The sequence below is a fragment of the Saccharomonospora saliphila YIM 90502 genome, assembly GCF_000383795.1.
Classification (GTDB): domain Bacteria; phylum Actinomycetota; class Actinomycetes; order Mycobacteriales; family Pseudonocardiaceae; genus Saccharomonospora; species Saccharomonospora saliphila.
The window spans coordinates 60040-75645 of record NZ_KB912618.1 but is presented as its reverse complement, the minus strand read 5'-3'; the positions used below and the strand labels follow the sequence as shown (position 1 = coordinate 75645).

Here is a 15606-nt window from a genome sequence, read left to right as displayed (position 1 = left end):
GCGGTTCACCGCGCCCGCGGTGCGGCGCGGTTCGGCCGCGCTGACGCGGGCGGTCGAGGACACCGAGCGCAGTGCCGAGCGGCCGGAGGTGGTTTCGGGCGTCCCGGCGCGTGGGGGGCGGGTGAGCCGCGATCCCCGGCATGCGCGGCTGCCGCGGCCGTGAGCGCCGGTGCGTGCGGTGTGGTGGTCGGTTCCGTGTCGTCCGCGCCAGCTACAGGAGGTCGGGTATGCCCGAGGTGAAGTTCTCCGTCGATCAGTCCAGGTCGTTCGCCGAGCAGGAGGTGCCGGGGCACAACCGGTGGCATCCGGACGTGCCTGCGGCGGTGACGGTGCGTCCGGGTGAGGAGTTCCGTGTCGAGTGCCGGGAGTGGTTCGACGGGACGATCTACAACGACGACTCGGCCGACGACGTGCGGGACGCGCGGTTGTCGATGGTGCACCAGTTGTCCGGCCCGATCGCGGTGGAGGGCGCCGAGCCCGGGGATCTGTTGCTGGTCGACATTCTGGATCTGGGGCCGGTGCCGCAGGAGACGGGGCCGGTGGCGGGTCAGTCGTGGGGGTACACGGGGATTTTTTCGCGGGACAACGGCGGTGGGTTCCTCACCGACCACTTCCCCGACGCCTACAAGGCGGTGTGGGATTTCCATGGGCAGACGGCGACGTCGCGGCACTTGCCGGGGGTGTCGTTCACCGGGATCGGGCATCCGGGGTTGATGGGCACGGCGCCGTCGGCGGAGCTGCTGAGGCGGTGGAACGGGCGGGAGGGCGATCTGATCGCGACCGACCCGGGCAGGGTGCCGCCGTTGGCGTTGCCGCCGGAACCGCGCGACGCGCTGCTGGGGTCGTTGTCGGGAGACGAGTTCGAGCGGGTGGCGGGTGAGGCCGCGCGGACGGCGCCGCCCCGGGAGAACGGCGGGAACCAGGACATCAAGAACCTCTCGCGCGGGTCGCGGGTGTTCTATCCGGTGTTCGTGCCGGGGGCGAAGTTGTCGCTGGGTGATCTGCACTTCAGCCAGGGCGACGGGGAGATCACCTTCTGTGGGGCGATCGAGATGGGCGGCTATGTCGACCTGCACGTGGATGTGATCAAGGGCGGGATGGAGACCTTCGGGGTGGAGGCTCCGGTGTTCCTGCCGGGGCGGGTGGAGCCGCGCTATTCGGAGTTCCTCACGTTCGCGGGGTTGTCGGTCACCGAGTCGGGTGAGCAGCGGTATCTGGACGCGACGCTGGCGTACCGGAGGGCGTGCCTGCACGCTATCGACTACTTCACCACGTTCGGCTACACCCCGGAGCAGGTGTACTTGATTCTGGGGGCGGCTCCGGTGGAGGGCCGGTTGTCGGGGGTGGTGGACATTCCGAACGCGTGCGCGACGCTGTACGTGCCGACGGCGATCTTCGATTTCGATCCGCGTCCGTCGGCGGGTCCGCCCCAGCGGGTGGACCGCGGCCAGTGCGCGGTCAGCAGTTCCTGACCACGCCTGGCCCACGCCGACTGTTCTTGTGGTGTGTCGTCAAGGCCTCCTTGACTGCGTTGAGTGCAGTGAAGGAGGCCTTGACGACATGTCAACGGCTCGATCGTCTGAGGATACCCGACCTCATTCGTCTTCCTCCTCTTAGCAACTCTTCACGTCGAAGCATCAGGCGGTCGACTGCTGTGGCCGCTAGAGAAGTTGTGCGGGGTCGCTGCAGCGCACACCGTTGACACGGAAGTTGTGGAAAGTCATGTCCACGTCGGTGATGGTGCTGGGTTGCCGGATGTCGTCGAACGAGCAGTTCACGATCCGCACGTCCTCGATCGGTGATCGCGGGTATCCGCTCATGGAGAAGGCGTTACGGGCTTGGCCCACGTGGACGTTACGCAGCTCGACGTTGCGTACCCGGGGCGTCAGCGGGCCGGTGTCACCCTTACCGCGGTAGAAGTTGCACGAGATCACCTCCTTGGTGAGGTTGGAGATCTCGAGGTTTTTGAGGTAGACGTTCTCCGCGACACCGCCGCGATGTGAGTTCGTCTTGATGTAGAGGCCGAAGTAGAGGTTCGGGCCGTCAAGTCGGCAATCACGGACGAAGATGTTGCGGGCTCCCCCTGTCATTTCGCTGCCAATGGTGATCGCGCCGTACCGCAGGCGCATCAGGCACTGTTCGATCAGAATGTCCTCCGAGGGCACGTTGACCCGCAGGCCGTCGGCCTCCCGACCGGACTTGATCGCCACACAGTCATCACCCACGTCGAAGACACAGCCGCGAACCACCACATCGCGGGAGCACTCGATGTCCACCCCGTCGTTGTTGGGGCCGTGGGTGTCGATGTGCAGGTCGCGGATGGTGATGTTGCGGGAGAGCACCGGATGCACCTCCCACATCGGCGATCGGTGAATCGTCACGCCTTCGATCAGCACGTTGGTGCATCGGTAGGTCTGGATGAAGCTGGAACGCAGGTAGTAGCCGCGCCCGAACACTCGCTCCTCGACCGGAACGCCGTCGCGGGCCATCTGCTGCAGCCTTGTCCAGCCCTCACTGGACCTGCTGCCCCACGCCCACCAGTTCTCCGTGGACGCCTGGCCGTCCAGGGTTCCCGTGCCGGTCACCGCGATGTTGGTGCAGCCGTTCGCGTAGATGAGCGGCGAGTAGTTCATGAACTCGATGCCCTCGAAGCGGGTCAGTACGACGGGGAGGTAGTCCGCCGGATCGGTGCTGAACAGCAGCGTCGCGCCCTCGCTGACGTGGAGGTTCACGTTGTCGCGCAGGTGGATCGCGCCGGTCAGGAACGAGCCCGCCGGGACGACCACCCTTCCCCCGCCGCTGCGGTGGCACGCTGAGATGGCGGCGCGGATCGCTTCGGTCGCCGGGGACGTCCCGTCGGGCGTGGCGCCGAACTCGGTGATGTCGAAGTCACGCGGGGCGAACCGTGGGGCCTCGACCCGGCGCGCGATCTGCTCCGCGTAACGCCACGCATCAGCACCGGCACCGGCTCCCGGGCCGCTGGACCCGGTGGTCGTCGCGGCGTGCGCCGTACCGGTCCCCGCCAGCGCCGACGCGAGCGCGCCGCCTGCGAGCGTTCCGCCACTGAGCCGCAGGAAGTCCTTCCGGTTCAGTCGTCTTGCCATGATGGGCTCCTTCGGAATTCAGGATCGCATTACCGACGCCGTGTCGGGTCGGTTCAGCTGTGCGGTGAGTGATCAGGTATCGATGCGAACGCCGTTGGTCCATACCTGGTTGAGCACGAGCCCCTCGACGTTGCGGATGACGTCGGCTTCCGACATGGCGTCGAATCGGCAGGCGTGTAGTCGGATGTCGCGGATCGGGTGGGTTTCATCGCCGATCATGTTGAGCGCGCGCGGGGCGTTGGCCGCGGTGAGCTGACTGATGACGACACCGTGCAGATCCGGGGGGAAGGCTCCGGTCGTGACATTGGCGTAGTTGAGCACCATCTCCACGACCGCGTCGGCGGCCTGACCGACGTTGACCTGGTGCACGTAGATTTTTTCGATCGTTCCGCCGCGCTCGGGATTGCTTTTGATTCGGATGGCTCGCTCCAGCCGGGGGCTGCTCATCGCACAGCGCCGGACGAACAGATTGCGGATGCCCCCGCTCGTCTCGCTGCCAATGGTCACTCCGCCGTTGCCGTCGGCCATCTCGCAGTCGAGCACGACCACGTTCTCGCAGGGAACATCGACCCGCCTGCCGTCGGCGTTCTTACCCGACTTCAGCGCGACACAGTCGTCTCCGGTGTTGATGACGCAGTTTTCGATCACGACGTCGGTGCACGACTCCGGGTCGATGCCATCGTTGTTCGGACCGTGGGGGCTGTCGACCACGACGGAGCGGACCGTCACGTTGCGGCACAGGACGGGATGCAGGTTCCACATCGGCGAGTCACGCAAGGTGACACCCTCGACCAGGACGTTCTCGCACGAGTAGAACTGCACCATGTTCGGTCGCAGGTGGTGCCCTCCGCCGAACACGCGTTGCGCCACGGGCGCACCCGCTGCCGCCAACTCGTTGAGCCGGGTCTTGTCCGGACTCTCGTTCGGTGGCGCTCCCCCGGTCCAGTCCCACCAGTGCGAGTCGTCCGCGCGACCATCGATCACTCCGGTACCGGTGATCGCGACGTTGCGTTCTCGGTGGGCGTAGACGAGTGGTGAGTAGTTCCACAGCTCGACACCCTCGTAGCGGGTGTAGACGACCGGGAGGTAGTCTGCGGGATCCCGGCTGAAGGCGAGCGTCGCTCCCGCGCTGAGGTGCAGGTTGGTGTCGCTGAGCAGGTGCACAGCGCCGGTGGCGAAAGTCCCCGGTGGAACCACCACCCGGCCGCCTCCCGAGCTGTGGCATTCGGCGATGGCGGCGCGGATCGCGCTGGTACAGTCGGTCTTTCCGTCGCCTACGGCGCCGAACTCGGTGATGTCGAAGTCACGGTCGGGAAACCTTGGAGGCCGGACACGACGCATGATCGCTGCCGCCTCGCTCCAGGCGCGCTCGGCGGGCGGCCCCGTTGCCGTCGAGGCTTCTGCACGCGGTGACCACGCGAGACCGGCTATCCCCGTTGCCGTGACGAGGCCGGTCGCGGCCAGGAAATCGCGGCGTCTGACGCTCTCTGCCATGTCGTTGCCTCTCGGTTCTGCTGCTGCACGCAGGGTTGTTCGGCGAGTCCGCTCACCTCAGTCGAGAGCGCCCTGGGTGATCGTTTCGTTGTAGAGCTCGCCGTTGATGTTGACGTTGTCCAGGTTCAGGTTGTCGACGTGCTCGAGGATCATCGGCGTGTCCACCTCGGCGAACGTGGAGTCGGTGATGGTGATGTCACTGACCGGGGAGCGTTCGTAGCCGCGCAGGTAGAGGGCGAACTCGCCGCCCACGCTGTGCACGTCGGCGATGTTGATGTCGCGCACGGTCGGCGTGTGCTCGCCCGCGTCGCCCTCTTCGTACTGGAAGTTGACGCGGATGACCTCGCCGCCGATCTCCGGGATGTCGTTCTCGCGGAAGTAGACGCTTTCGACGGTGCCGCCGCGTACGGAGTTGGTCTTGATGCGCAGGGCGCGGTCGAGGTCGGGGCTGTCCATCGTGTTGTGCTGTGCGTAGACGTGGCGCACGTCGCCGGACATCTCGCTGCCGATGGTGACGCCGCCGTGGCCGTCGCGCATGTAGTTGTTCTCGATGAGGATGTTCTCGCTGGGCACGCCGATCCGGCGGCCGTCCTCGTTGCGCCCGGACTTGATGGCGATGCAGTCGTCGCCGTTGTCGAACCGCGAGTTCTTGATCACCACGTTGCGGCTGGACTCGGGATTGACGCCGTCGCTGTTGGGGCCTTCGGGGCTGTCGAGGTTGACGTTGTCGACGGTGACGTTCTCGGACAGCACCGGGTGGATCATCCACATCGGCGAGTTGGTGACCGTCACATCGGAGACGAGGATGTTCTCGCTGTCGTAGAACTGGATGAAGTTGGGCCGCAGCTTGCTGTCGTCGAAGCGGCGCTGTTCGACCGGTACCCCGTCGGCGGCCATGTCGCGCAGGGCGTCGCGGTGCTCGGTCTCGATGACCCCGCCCTCGCCGTTGGACTGCTCCTTCCACGGCCACCAGTGCTCGGAGTCGGCTTGGCCGTCGAGCACGCCGGACCCGGTGATGGCGACGTCGCGCACGTCGTGGGCGTAGATGAACGACGAGTAGTTGTAGAGTTCGACGCCCTCCCACCGCGTGTAGACGTAGGGGGTGTAGTCGGCGGGGTCCTGGCTGAACCGGACGGTGGCGCCGTCGCTGACGTGCAACTCGACGTTGCTGCGCAGGTGGATCGCGCCGGTGGCGTACTCGCCCGGCGGGATGATCACCTTGCCGCCGCCCTTGTCGGCCGCCGCGTCGATGGCGGCGGCGATCGCGTCGGTGCTGTCGGCGGTGCCGGTGGGATCGGCGCCGTAGTCGGTCACCGGGAAGGGGCGCTGCGGGATGCGCGGAGGTTTGACCTCTTTGCGGATCCGCTCGGCACGTTCCCAGCCGTCGGCGGAGCCGGTCGGGGGGTTGTGGCCGTGGCCGGGCCTGTCGGCGGCGGCGGGCGCGGCGGCGGCACCGGTGACCAGCGCGGCCGCCGCCAGAGTGGCGGTGGCGATCCGGGTGAGCGGGGACGGCATGCGTTCCTCCTCGTGTACTCGGCGATGAGCACGGGTGAGAGCCCGTCGGCGACGGGCCCGCGGAGACGGCCTCCATGGAAACCGGTTTCTGATGGAACCTCAGCGTGATCGGGACTGTCAATGCCCGAGCACCGAGGGCATCGCCCTCCGACGGCGGGTTCCAGCGCGCAGGGAGCGCCCGTTTTCCTGCTGGGATGCGGTCGCGGGCCCCTGCCAGGCAGGATCGGGCGGCGTGCGTGTGCGATAGGATCACAGGCTCACGACGGTTGATCCGAAATCGGTTTCTCGCTGGTGTGCCGGTCTGTGTCGGCCCATCGGCGCAGGGAGAGAGGCGGTCACATGGACTCGGTCGGCCGGGTGCGGTCGGTGACGATCCGGGACGTCGCGCGGGCGGCGCAGGTCTCCCCCGCCACCGTGTCCCGCGTGATGAACCGGCAGAGCACGGTCGACGCGGAACTGGTCAGGCGGGTGCAGCAGGCGGCGGCGTCGTTGGGGTATCACCCCAGCGCGGTCGCGCAGGGACTCGCGCGGGGCCGGACCGGGTTGATCGCGATCCTGGTGCCCGACCTGGGCAACCCGATGTTCCAGTCCGTGCTGCGCGGCATCAGCAGGGCCGCGGGCGCCGAGGGTTACCGGGTACTGGTCAGCGACAGCCACGAGATGCCGCTGGAAGAGCCTCTGCTGGCCCGGGAGACCCGGCTGCGCACCGACGGGCTGGTGCTGTGCGCACCCCGGGCCCATGACGACGAACTCGCCGCACTGGCCGAGCGGCTGAACCCGTTCGTGCTGGTCAACCGGCACGTGGCGGGTCTGGACGTGCCGACGGTGTCGGTCGACTACGCCGCCGGGATGCGTGCGGTGGTGGCGCACCTGGCCGGCCTGGGCCACCGGCACGTGGCCTACCTCGCCGGGCCGATGGCCAGCGTGTCGAACCGGCAACGGCTCGACAGCCTGCACGAGTCGGTGCAGGGCAGGCTGGAGCTGTCGGTGCGGGAGTGCGGCTCGATGCAGCAGGACGGCTACGACGCCGCGGGCGGGGCGCTCGAGGACGGCGCCACAGCGATCATCGGATACAACGACCTCGTCGCGCTCGGCGCCCTCGCGCGGTTGCAGGCGGCGGGTGTGGAGGTGCCCGAGCGGGTCAGCGTCGTCGGGTTCGACGACATTCCGTTCGCCCGGTACGCCAACCCCATGCTGACCACCGTCGCGGTGCCGCAGGAGGAACTGGGGCGCGAAGCCTGGGAACGCCTCTCGGCGGTGTTGCGGGGCGAGGACCCGCCCGCCGACGTGTGTTTCACGCCCCGGCTCGAGGTCCGCTCCACCACCGGAGTGGTCCGCACCGACACCCTCTGAGGCGAGGCACCCGGCCCCGGCCGGGCACGAACCGTGCGCCGCGCCCGAGCGGACCGGAGGCGATCGCACGTCCGAGTGCCGCGAACGGGACGGCGGGAACCGGACACCGGGAACCGAGCGCGCCAACCGGCCGTGCCGTGCCCCCGCGGGCGTCCGGGCCGGTCAACCGGATGTCATCAGGACTCTTGACACGTCCGGAGGAACGGCTACGGTGAGAAACCGGTTTCTCAGGGGTGGGCTGCCCCGATCGAGGAGGATCGGAGTCACAAGTTCGATGTCACAGTCGTCACCGAGGACGCTCGTCGGGCGCGTGCTGCGGGTCGGCCTCGCGGTCGTGGACCGCATCACCGACGCGCTGGCGCTGTCCGCCCTGATCGCCATGATCCTCGTGATCAGTTGGCAGGTCTTCGCCCGGTACGTGCTCGGGTTCACCCCCGGCTGGTCGTCGGAGACGGCGTTGCTGCTGCTGTGCTGGCTGGCGTTTCTGGGGATCGCCAAGGGCATCCGCGACCACAGCCACATCGCGGTCGGCCTGGTCGTGGACCGGCTGCCCGCGCTGGCCCGGCAGGTCGCCGCCCGGGTCGGTCCTGCGCTGATGGCCGCCTTCGGGATCTACCTCATCGTCCAGGGCGGGGAGTTCACCAGCCTGATGATGAACTCGACGCTGCCCGGTACCGGCCTGCCGACGTCGGTGCAGTACGCGGCGATGCCGACCGCGGGCGTGCTGATCACCTTCTACAGCGCGCTGCAGGTGTTCGGTCTGCTCACTCCGCCCGGCACCGACAGCACTGGCGCCGACCACCCCGACGCCGTCGGCGGTGCCGACCGTGCCGACGAGGCCGACCCGGAGGAGGGCCGCAGCCGATGATCGATCCCATCGCCGTGACACTGCTGTTCGGCGGTTTCGCACTCCTGCTCGTGCTGCGGGTCCCGATCGCCCTGGCGCTGACGGTGTCCTCGGTGGCCACCGCCCTCTACATCGCCACTCCCCTGGCGCTGGTCGGGCAGAAGATGGTCCAGGCGCTGAACTCGTTCCCGCTGCTGGCCATCCCGTTCTTCATCGTCGCGGGCGAGGTGATGGCCTCCGGTGGCATCGCCCGCCGCCTGATCGATCTGGCCAACGTCGTGGTGGGCTGGCTGCGCGGTGGGCTGGCCATGCTCAACGTCGTCTCCAGCACCTTCTTCGGAGGCATCTCCGGCTCGGCCGTGGCCGACACGTCCTCGGTCGGGTCGGTGATGGTGCCGATGATGCGCAAGCAGGGCTACCCGGACTCGTACTCGGTCGGCGTGACCGTGTCCAGCGCCGCGCAGGGCGTGCTCATTCCGCCGAGCCACAACATGATCATGTTCGCGCTCGCGGCGGGCGGCAGCGTCTCCATCGGCGGGCTATTCATGGCCGGGGTCGTGCCGGGCCTGCTGATCGGGCTGCTGCTGCTGGCCACCTGCTACGTCATGGCGCGTCGCCACCACCACCCCAAGGGTGAGCCGATCGCGGCGCGCGACATCCCGAAGATCGTCTGGCAGGGGCTGCTCGGCCTGGCGACGCCGGTGATCGTCATCGGCGGCATCCTGAGCGGGGTCTTCACCGCCACCGAGTCGGCCGCGATCGCCTGCGTGTGGGCGGTGCTGGTGACCTTCGGGGTGTACCGGGAGGTGCCGCTGTCGGCGTTGCCGGGGATGTTGCGCCGGTCGATGCGGACGCTGGGCACCGTGCTGTTCCTCATCGCCGCGGCCGGGGCCTACGGGCACCTGCTCACGGTGCTGCGGGTACCCGAGGCGCTGACCGACGCGCTGCTCGGAGTCTCGGAAAGCGCCGTGGTGATCCTGCTGCTGTGCAACGTGCTGCTGCTCGTGCTCGGCGCGGTGATGGACATGGCGCCGCTGATTCTGATCACCACGCCGATCCTGCTGCCGGTGGTGACCTCGGTGGGCATGGAGCCGATGCAGTTCGGCGTGATGCTGATGCTGAACCTGGCGATCGGATTGATCACCCCGCCGGTGGGCAGTGTGCTGTTCGTCGGCTCGGCGGTCGGCGGCATCCGCATCGAGCAGGCCGCACGCGGGGTGCTGCCGTTCTACCTGCCGATGGTCGGCGCGTTGCTGCTGGTCACGTTCGTCCCCGCGCTCTCGCTGAGCCTGCCGTCCTGGCTCGGCTACTGACCCGGTGAAAGTTCGACACGAAGGAGACACCATGCGCAACGCCGCGCTCCGGCGGATGGGAATCACCGCCGCCGTCACCGCGCTCGTCGCGGGCCTGACCGCCTGTGGTGGCGGAGCGGGCTCCGAAGGGGGGACGCTGAACTGGCGGCTGGCCGAGACCCACCCCAGCGACTACCCCACCACCCAGGCCGACCAGTGGTTCGCCGACCAGTTGCGGAAACGCAGCGACGGCCGGATCAACATCGAGGTCTACCCCGACGCCCAGCTCGGTGAGGAGCGGGACGTGCTGGAGCAGATGCAGCTCGGCTCGATCGAACTCAACCGCACCAACGCCAACCTGGTCGGCGAGTTCGTGCCGTCGTGGGAGGCGTTCGGGATTCCGTACCTGTTCGACGACTCCGAACACTTCTGGCGGTTCTTGCGCGGCGAGGGCGGGCAAGCCAAGCTCGACGAGCTGTCCGAGGCCGGTGTGGTGGGGCTGACCTACTACGACTCGGGTGCCCGGTCGGTCTACACCACCGGTGAGCCGGTCGAGTCCCCCGCCGACCTGGCGGGCCGCAATATCCGTGTGCAGCCGGGGTCGGTGACCGCCGACGTGATCGATGCGTTCGGCGGGTCGGCGACCACGATGTCGTTCAGCGAGGTCTACAGCTCGCTGGAGACCGGGGTGATCGACGGTGCGGAGAACAACTTCCCCAGCTACGTCTCGACCCGGCACTACGAAGTGGCCGGCAACTACACGCTGACCGAGCACCAGCGGGTGCCGGAGGTGCTGATGATCTCGCAGACGGCGTGGGACCAGCTCTCCGAGCAGGACAAGGAGCTGGTGCGCACGGTGGCGCGGGAGTCCACCGAGAAGCAGCGCGAGCTGTGGGCCGAGGAGGTCGAGCAGAGCCGCCAGGTGCTTGAGGACAACGGGGTCACTATCACCGAGCTGGACGACCGCGGCGAGTTCGAGCGGGCGGTGTCCGCGCTGCGCGAGGCCGAGGCCGGCGCCTACGCCGACTTCCTCGAGGCGGTCGAGGCCGCGCGTCAGCCCTGACGTGCGGGCGGTGCCCGTTGCCACGCACGACGTTTCATGTGAAGGAGATTCGATGCTCGTCCTGGTGACCGGGGGGTCCGGCCGTCTCGGTCGCAGTGTGCTCGCCGAGCTCGGCGCGCAAGGACACGAGGTGGTGTCGGTGGACACCGCCCCGGCGGGCGGGGACGGTGTGCGCGCCTTCCCGGCCGATCTGTCCGAGCCCGGTGAGTGCTACTCGACGCTGGCGCAGTTCCGTCCCGACGCGGTGGTGCACCTGGCGGCCGTGCCCGCGCCGAACGTGCGCAGCGAGATCGCCACGTTCGGCACCAACGCCACGATGGCGTTCAACGTCTGCCAGGCGGCGTTCGACCTGGGTGTCGGGCGGACGCTGGTGGCCAGTTCGCCGACGGTGGCCGGGTACGGCAACCCGGGCGGGTGGCTGCCGTCGTACCTGCCGTTGGACGAGGATCATCCGGTGGCGCCGTGGAACGCGTACACGTTGTCGAAGGTGGCCACCGAGTCGGTGGTGCGCGGGTTCGCCTCCCGCGGCCGGGGCCGGTTCCACAGTTTCCGGCCCTGTTTCGTGGTCTCGCCCGAGGAGTGGCGGGGGGCGCCGTCGCAGGGTGGCGGCACGATCCGGGACCGGCTGGGCACGCCCGAGCGGGCGGCGTCGTCGCTGTTCAACTACGTCGACGCGCGCGATGCCGCGCGCTTCGTGCGGCTGCTGGTGGAGGGGGCCGACGAGGTCCCGGGGGGCGAGACCTTCTTCGTCTGCGCCGACGACGCGCTGGCCACCGAGCCGCTGGCGGAGCTTCTGCCCCGGTACACACCGGTCACCGAGGAGCTGGCGGCGTCGTTGACGGGCACGGCTCCGGCGTTCGACACCGGCAAGGCGGCGCGGCTGCTGGGCTGGAAGCCGTGCCATCGCTGGCGTGACGAGCTGACTGAGACGAGCTGACCGGTGGGGTGCCCGGGCGTGCGGCGGTGCCCACGCCCGGGCGTCGCGGGTCCGGGCCGTGGTCGGCGGCCGGACGGATGCGAGGGAGAGGGACTCTGGTGACCACCACGATCACCGATGTGCGGTGCACGACGCGGCGCCTGCCGTTGCCGGGAACCTGGGACGGTGGGGTGAGCTACCACGACATCGTGGTGGTGCGCGTGGCCACGTCCGACGGTGCCGAGGGCACGGGCGTGAGCTGGACCCCGAGGGTGGGGGCGGGCGCGGTGCGGGCCGTGCTGGAGGACGACTGCGCCCCGGTGCTGCTGGGGCGTTCGCCGCACCCGGTGCCGAGGTGGGACCAGTTGTACGGCTACCTGCACGAGGCCGGTCCGGGTGGGGTGTCGGCGATGGCGCTGGCGGCGGTGGACATCGCGTTGTGGGACCGGCGGGCGCGGGTGGCCGGTTCCGCGCTGGTGGATCTCCTGGGCAGGCGGCGGGAGTCGGTGCCTGCCTACGGCAGCGGTGTGAACCTCGACTACGGGCTGGACGAGCTGTGCGAGCAGGTGCGGCGGTGGGTCGAGCAGGGGCACTCGGCGGTGAAGGTGAAGGTCGGTTCGGCCGAGCTGGAGCGCGACCTGGAACGGTTGGCGGCGGTGCGGGAGATTCTCGGGTCGCGGCGGCGGTTGATGGTCGACGCCAATCAGCGCTGGGACGTGCCGACCGCGTCGCGGGCGCTGGAGGCGTTCGCGCGGTTCGACCCGTTCTGGATCGAGGAGCCGTTGCCCGCCGACGACCTGGCCGGGCACGTGCGGCTGCGGCAGAGCACGACGGTGCCGTTCGCGGTCGGGGAGAACCTGCGCACGGTGCGGCAGTTCCGGGACATGCTGGTCGCGGGTGTGTGTGACATCGCGCAGCCGAACGTGGTGCGGGTCGGCGGGATCACCCCGTTTCTGCGGGTGGCGGATCTGGCGGCGGCGTTCGATGTGCCGGTGGCGCCGCATCTGCTGCCGGAGTTGTCGGCGCAGTTGGCGTTGTGTGTGCCGCTGGTGTCGATGGTGGAGGCGATCGACCGGGCCTCGTTCGCCGAGCTGGGCGCGCTGGCGCGTCCGTGCGGGGTGTCGGTGGGTGCCGGGGGCGCCTCGGCCGACACGGGCCCGGGGCACGGGCTGGTGTTCGAGGTCTGACCGGGTAGGCGCCGAGGGGGCTGGCGCGGTCCGCACCAGGATCGCTCCCCGGCGCCGGGTCGGCGCAGGCCGTGCTCGATGCCGTCGTAGGGCTGTGCACCAGCCCGCGCCTGGCGGGCACGGTCACGCTCCGGCCGCGTTCCGCCTGTGCAGGTCTGTCAGGCGGCGCAGGTCGTCGGCGTCGACGACGAGGCCGAGGGCGTCGAGGACCTCGCCGAGTGTGTCGGTGGTGACCGGGATGGTTTCGGTCGGGCGGCCGTCGGCGTGGTGGACGCGCAGTTCGGCGCCGACGAGCTGGCGGCTGATGCCGTGTTCGAGGCGCATGGCCACCAGGCGGCCGGTGAACGGCGAGTCGGGGTGCGTGGCGGTGTAGTGGTTGGCCACGACGTAGTCGCTGAGGCGCTGCGGGGTGTCGTCGAAGGCGTGCAGGGTCTGCCAGTCGTCGCCGGTGTGCTTGTCCAGTCGCCACCCGCCGGGTGTGCGGCGCAGGCGGTGGCGCCAGCCCGCCTGGTCGAGTTCGACGCCGTCGCGCAGCGGCATGGGCCGCAGCATGCTCGCGCCGAAGCCGACGTCGACGAGGTGGTCCTCGCCGTCGGCGTGCACGAGCAGCACCATGTGCGTGCGCAGGTTCTCCGGATGGTCGGGGCGGACCCGGGCCAGGCACCGGGTGACCGGGTACCCGAGGTGTTCGAGGGCGGCGGCGGCGAGCAGGGCGTGCTCGTAGCAGTAGCCACCTCGGCGTCGGTGTACGAGTTTGTCGGTGATGCGGGCCAGATTCAGGCTCGGCGTGCTGCCCAGGGCGGGCTCGATGTTGTCGAACGGGATGGTGCGCACATGGGCCTCGTGCAGCGCGGCCAGCGCGGCGGCCGACGGCGCGGCGCGGGACATGCCGATGCGGTCGAGGTAGGCGTCGAGGTCGAGGGCGTCGATGCCCCATTCGTCGGCCGGGTGCGTGCCGGAATCCGGGGAGAGGGTCGTGGGGCCGCTGTGCGCGGGGGTCGTCGTGGTCATGTCTTGACGGTCACACCTTGAGTCGAGTGGAGGTCAAGCCGCGCGGGGTGCGGCGGGCCCTGCGGCAGTGCGAGGTGGCCCACACACCCGAACGCATAGTTGCATCACGCAACTTATTTCCTTAGGTTAGGAAAGTATCCACTCGTCCGTCCCGCGAAGGGAGCGCACCACGTCCGCGCCCGAGCACCCCGCGTCCTGCCCTGCCGCGCCCGTTCCGGCGGCACCCGCGCCGATGCCGCACCGGCAGGTGATGAAGGCGTTCACCGGTCTGTTGCTCGCGCTGCTGGTGGCCATCCTGTCCTCCACCGTCGTCTCCAGCGCCCTGCCGACGATCCTGGCCGACCTCAACGGCACCCAGAGCCAGTACGCCTGGGTCGTCACGGCCATGCTGCTGACCTCCACCGCCACCACGCCCATCTGGGGCAAGCTGGCCGACCTGTTCAGCAAGAAGCTGCTCTACCAGGTCGCCATCGTGATCTTCACCCTCGGCTCCGTGCTCGGTGGCATCGCCCAGAGCATGCCCGAGCTCATCGGCTTCCGCGCCCTGCAGGGCGCGGGCATGGGCGGGTTGCAGGCGCTCATCCAGGCCGTGATGGCCGCGATGATCTCCCCGAGGGACCGGGGCCGCTACGCCGGCTACATCGGCGCCACCTTCGCCGTGGCCACGACGTCCGGACCGCTGATCGGCGGACTGATCGTCGACTCGCCGCTGGGCTGGCGCTGGTCGTTCTGGGTGTGCGTGCCCATCGCCGTGCTCGCCTTCGTCGTGCTCGGCCGCACCCTGCGGCTGCCCGTGGACCGGCGCCCGGTCACGATCGACTGGCTGGGCGCGCTGCTGCTCGTGTCAGGCGTGGCGCTGCTGCTGGTCTGGTTCTCCCTCGCGGGCCAGGACTTCGCGTGGATCTCGCCCACCACCGCCGCCCTCGTCGGCGGCGCGGTCGCACTGCTGGGGCTGGCCCTGTTCGTGGAGACCCGCGTGGCCGACCCCGTGGTGCCACTGCACCTGTTCCGTGACCGCACCTTCACCCTGGCCGTCGTGGGCTCGCTCAGCGTGGGCACCGCCATGTTCGGCGGCGCGGTGTTTCTCGTGCAGTACTTCCAGATCGCGCGGGGCTTCTCCCCCACCGAGGCCGGGTTGCTGACCCTGCCGATGGTGCTCGGCCTGGTCACCTCCTCCACCGTCACCGGGCGGATCGTGTCCCGCACCGGCCGCACCAAACCCTTCCTCGTGGCGGGCTCGCTGGTGCTGCTGACAGGACTGTCGCTGCTGAGCACCGTCGACCACACCACCAACCTCGCCTGGATGGGCGTGTTCCTGGCGATGATGGGCACCGGCGTCGGCGCGCTGATGCAGAACCTCGTGCTGGCCGCGCAGAACACCGTCGGCATGCGCAACGTCGGCTCCGCCACCGCCACCGTGACCTTCTTCCGCTCCCTCGGCGGCTCCGCCGGGGTCTCCGTGCTCGGCGCCGTGCTGGCCATGCGGGTCTCCGACCACGTCACCACGACCCTGGCCGCGCGTGGCGTGCCCGTCGGCGCCGCGCTCAACGGCGGTGGGGCCACCCTCGACGTCGACTCCCTGCCCCTCGGGGTGCGGGAGGTCGTGCGCGCGGCCTACGGCACCGCCACGGGCACACTGTTCCTCATCACCGCCGTCGCGGCCCTGGTCACCGTGCTCGCCGTGAGCTTCCTCCGGGAAAAACCCCTGCGCGACACCCTCGACCTCGACGACGAGCACCGGCGACCCACCCCGCCCCCGGCCACGACCTCGGACCTCGAGCGGCCACGCCGCGCCGCCGGCGCGGCTACACCCTGCGCCCGCGC

The 15606-nt window shown here is 69.6% G+C and carries 12 protein-coding genes and 1 pseudogene; 8 read left to right on the top strand and 5 right to left on the bottom strand.

The window, feature by feature from the left end:
- Positions 1-227 precede the first annotated feature (227 nt).
- On the top strand, positions 228-1472 hold the full coding sequence (gene fmdA, locus SACSA_RS0102485) for a formamidase (RefSeq protein ID WP_019813204.1): 1245 nt from the start codon (positions 228-230) through the stop codon (positions 1470-1472).
- Positions 1473-1661: 189 nt separating this feature from the next.
- Here the strand turns inward: fmdA and SACSA_RS0102480 are convergent, their stop codons facing one another.
- The 4 genes and pseudogenes from SACSA_RS0102480 to SACSA_RS0102470 form a co-directional block, all read right to left on the bottom strand.
- Positions 1662-3104 (bottom strand): glycoside hydrolase family 28 protein, encoded by a 1443-nt coding sequence (locus SACSA_RS0102480; protein ID WP_019813202.1) that lies wholly within the window; start codon positions 3102-3104, stop codon positions 1662-1664.
- Positions 3105-3176: 72 nt separating this feature from the next.
- Positions 3177-4445, bottom strand: a complete 1269-nt coding sequence (locus tag SACSA_RS0102475) for a glycoside hydrolase family 28 protein (protein ID WP_019813200.1) — start codon at positions 4443-4445, stop codon at positions 3177-3179.
- 66 nt (positions 4446-4511) lie between these two features.
- Positions 4512-4598: pseudogene (locus tag SACSA_RS27145) on the bottom strand (twin-arginine translocation signal domain-containing protein); the annotation flags it as partial.
- 57 nt (positions 4599-4655) lie between these two features.
- Positions 4656-6113 carry a glycoside hydrolase family 28 protein gene (locus SACSA_RS0102470; RefSeq protein WP_019813198.1) on the bottom strand — a complete coding sequence of 486 codons (1458 nt, stop codon included), beginning with the start codon at positions 6111-6113 and terminating at the stop codon, positions 4656-4658.
- A gap of 339 nt (positions 6114-6452) precedes the next feature.
- Between SACSA_RS0102470 and SACSA_RS0102465 the strand changes: the two genes are divergently transcribed.
- The 6 genes from SACSA_RS0102465 to SACSA_RS0102440 all read left to right on the top strand — a co-directional run bounded on the left by SACSA_RS0102465 (position 6453) and on the right by SACSA_RS0102440 (position 12771).
- The gene (locus SACSA_RS0102465; protein ID WP_019813196.1) at positions 6453-7466 is read left to right on the top strand and encodes a LacI family DNA-binding transcriptional regulator; all 1014 of its coding nucleotides are present in this window, start codon (positions 6453-6455) and stop codon (positions 7464-7466) included.
- 274 nt (positions 7467-7740) lie between these two features.
- Positions 7741-8334 (top strand): TRAP transporter small permease, encoded by a 594-nt coding sequence (locus SACSA_RS0102460; protein ID WP_019813194.1) that lies wholly within the window; start codon positions 7741-7743, stop codon positions 8332-8334.
- Positions 8331-9626: a TRAP transporter large permease gene (locus SACSA_RS0102455; protein ID WP_019813192.1), complete on the top strand. Its 1296-nt coding sequence runs from the start codon at positions 8331-8333 to the stop codon at positions 9624-9626. Before SACSA_RS0102460 ends, SACSA_RS0102455 begins: the two co-directional genes overlap by 4 nt.
- Positions 9627-9657: 31 nt before the next feature.
- Entirely contained in the window at positions 9658-10668 is a 1011-nt protein-coding gene (locus SACSA_RS0102450; RefSeq protein ID WP_019813190.1) for a TRAP transporter substrate-binding protein, read from the top strand.
- Positions 10669-10720: 52 nt separating this feature from the next.
- Positions 10721-11605 carry an NAD-dependent epimerase/dehydratase family protein gene (locus SACSA_RS0102445; RefSeq protein ID WP_019813187.1) on the top strand — a complete coding sequence of 295 codons (885 nt, stop codon included), beginning with the start codon at positions 10721-10723 and terminating at the stop codon, positions 11603-11605.
- A 98-nt stretch (positions 11606-11703) separates the two neighbouring features.
- Positions 11704-12771 (top strand): mandelate racemase/muconate lactonizing enzyme family protein, encoded by a 1068-nt coding sequence (locus SACSA_RS0102440; RefSeq protein WP_019813185.1) that lies wholly within the window; start codon positions 11704-11706, stop codon positions 12769-12771.
- A 123-nt stretch (positions 12772-12894) separates the two neighbouring features.
- Here SACSA_RS0102440 and SACSA_RS0102435 read toward each other — a convergent pair whose 3' ends face one another.
- The gene (locus SACSA_RS0102435; RefSeq protein ID WP_019813183.1) at positions 12895-13782 is read right to left on the bottom strand and encodes an arylamine N-acetyltransferase family protein; all 888 of its coding nucleotides are present in this window, start codon (positions 13780-13782) and stop codon (positions 12895-12897) included.
- Positions 13783-14014: 232 nt separating this feature from the next.
- On the opposite strand from SACSA_RS0102435, the gene SACSA_RS21190 reads away from it, so the two are divergent.
- The coding region (locus SACSA_RS21190; RefSeq protein WP_019813181.1) for an MDR family MFS transporter at positions 14015-15606 on the top strand (1592 nt) is incomplete at its 3' end.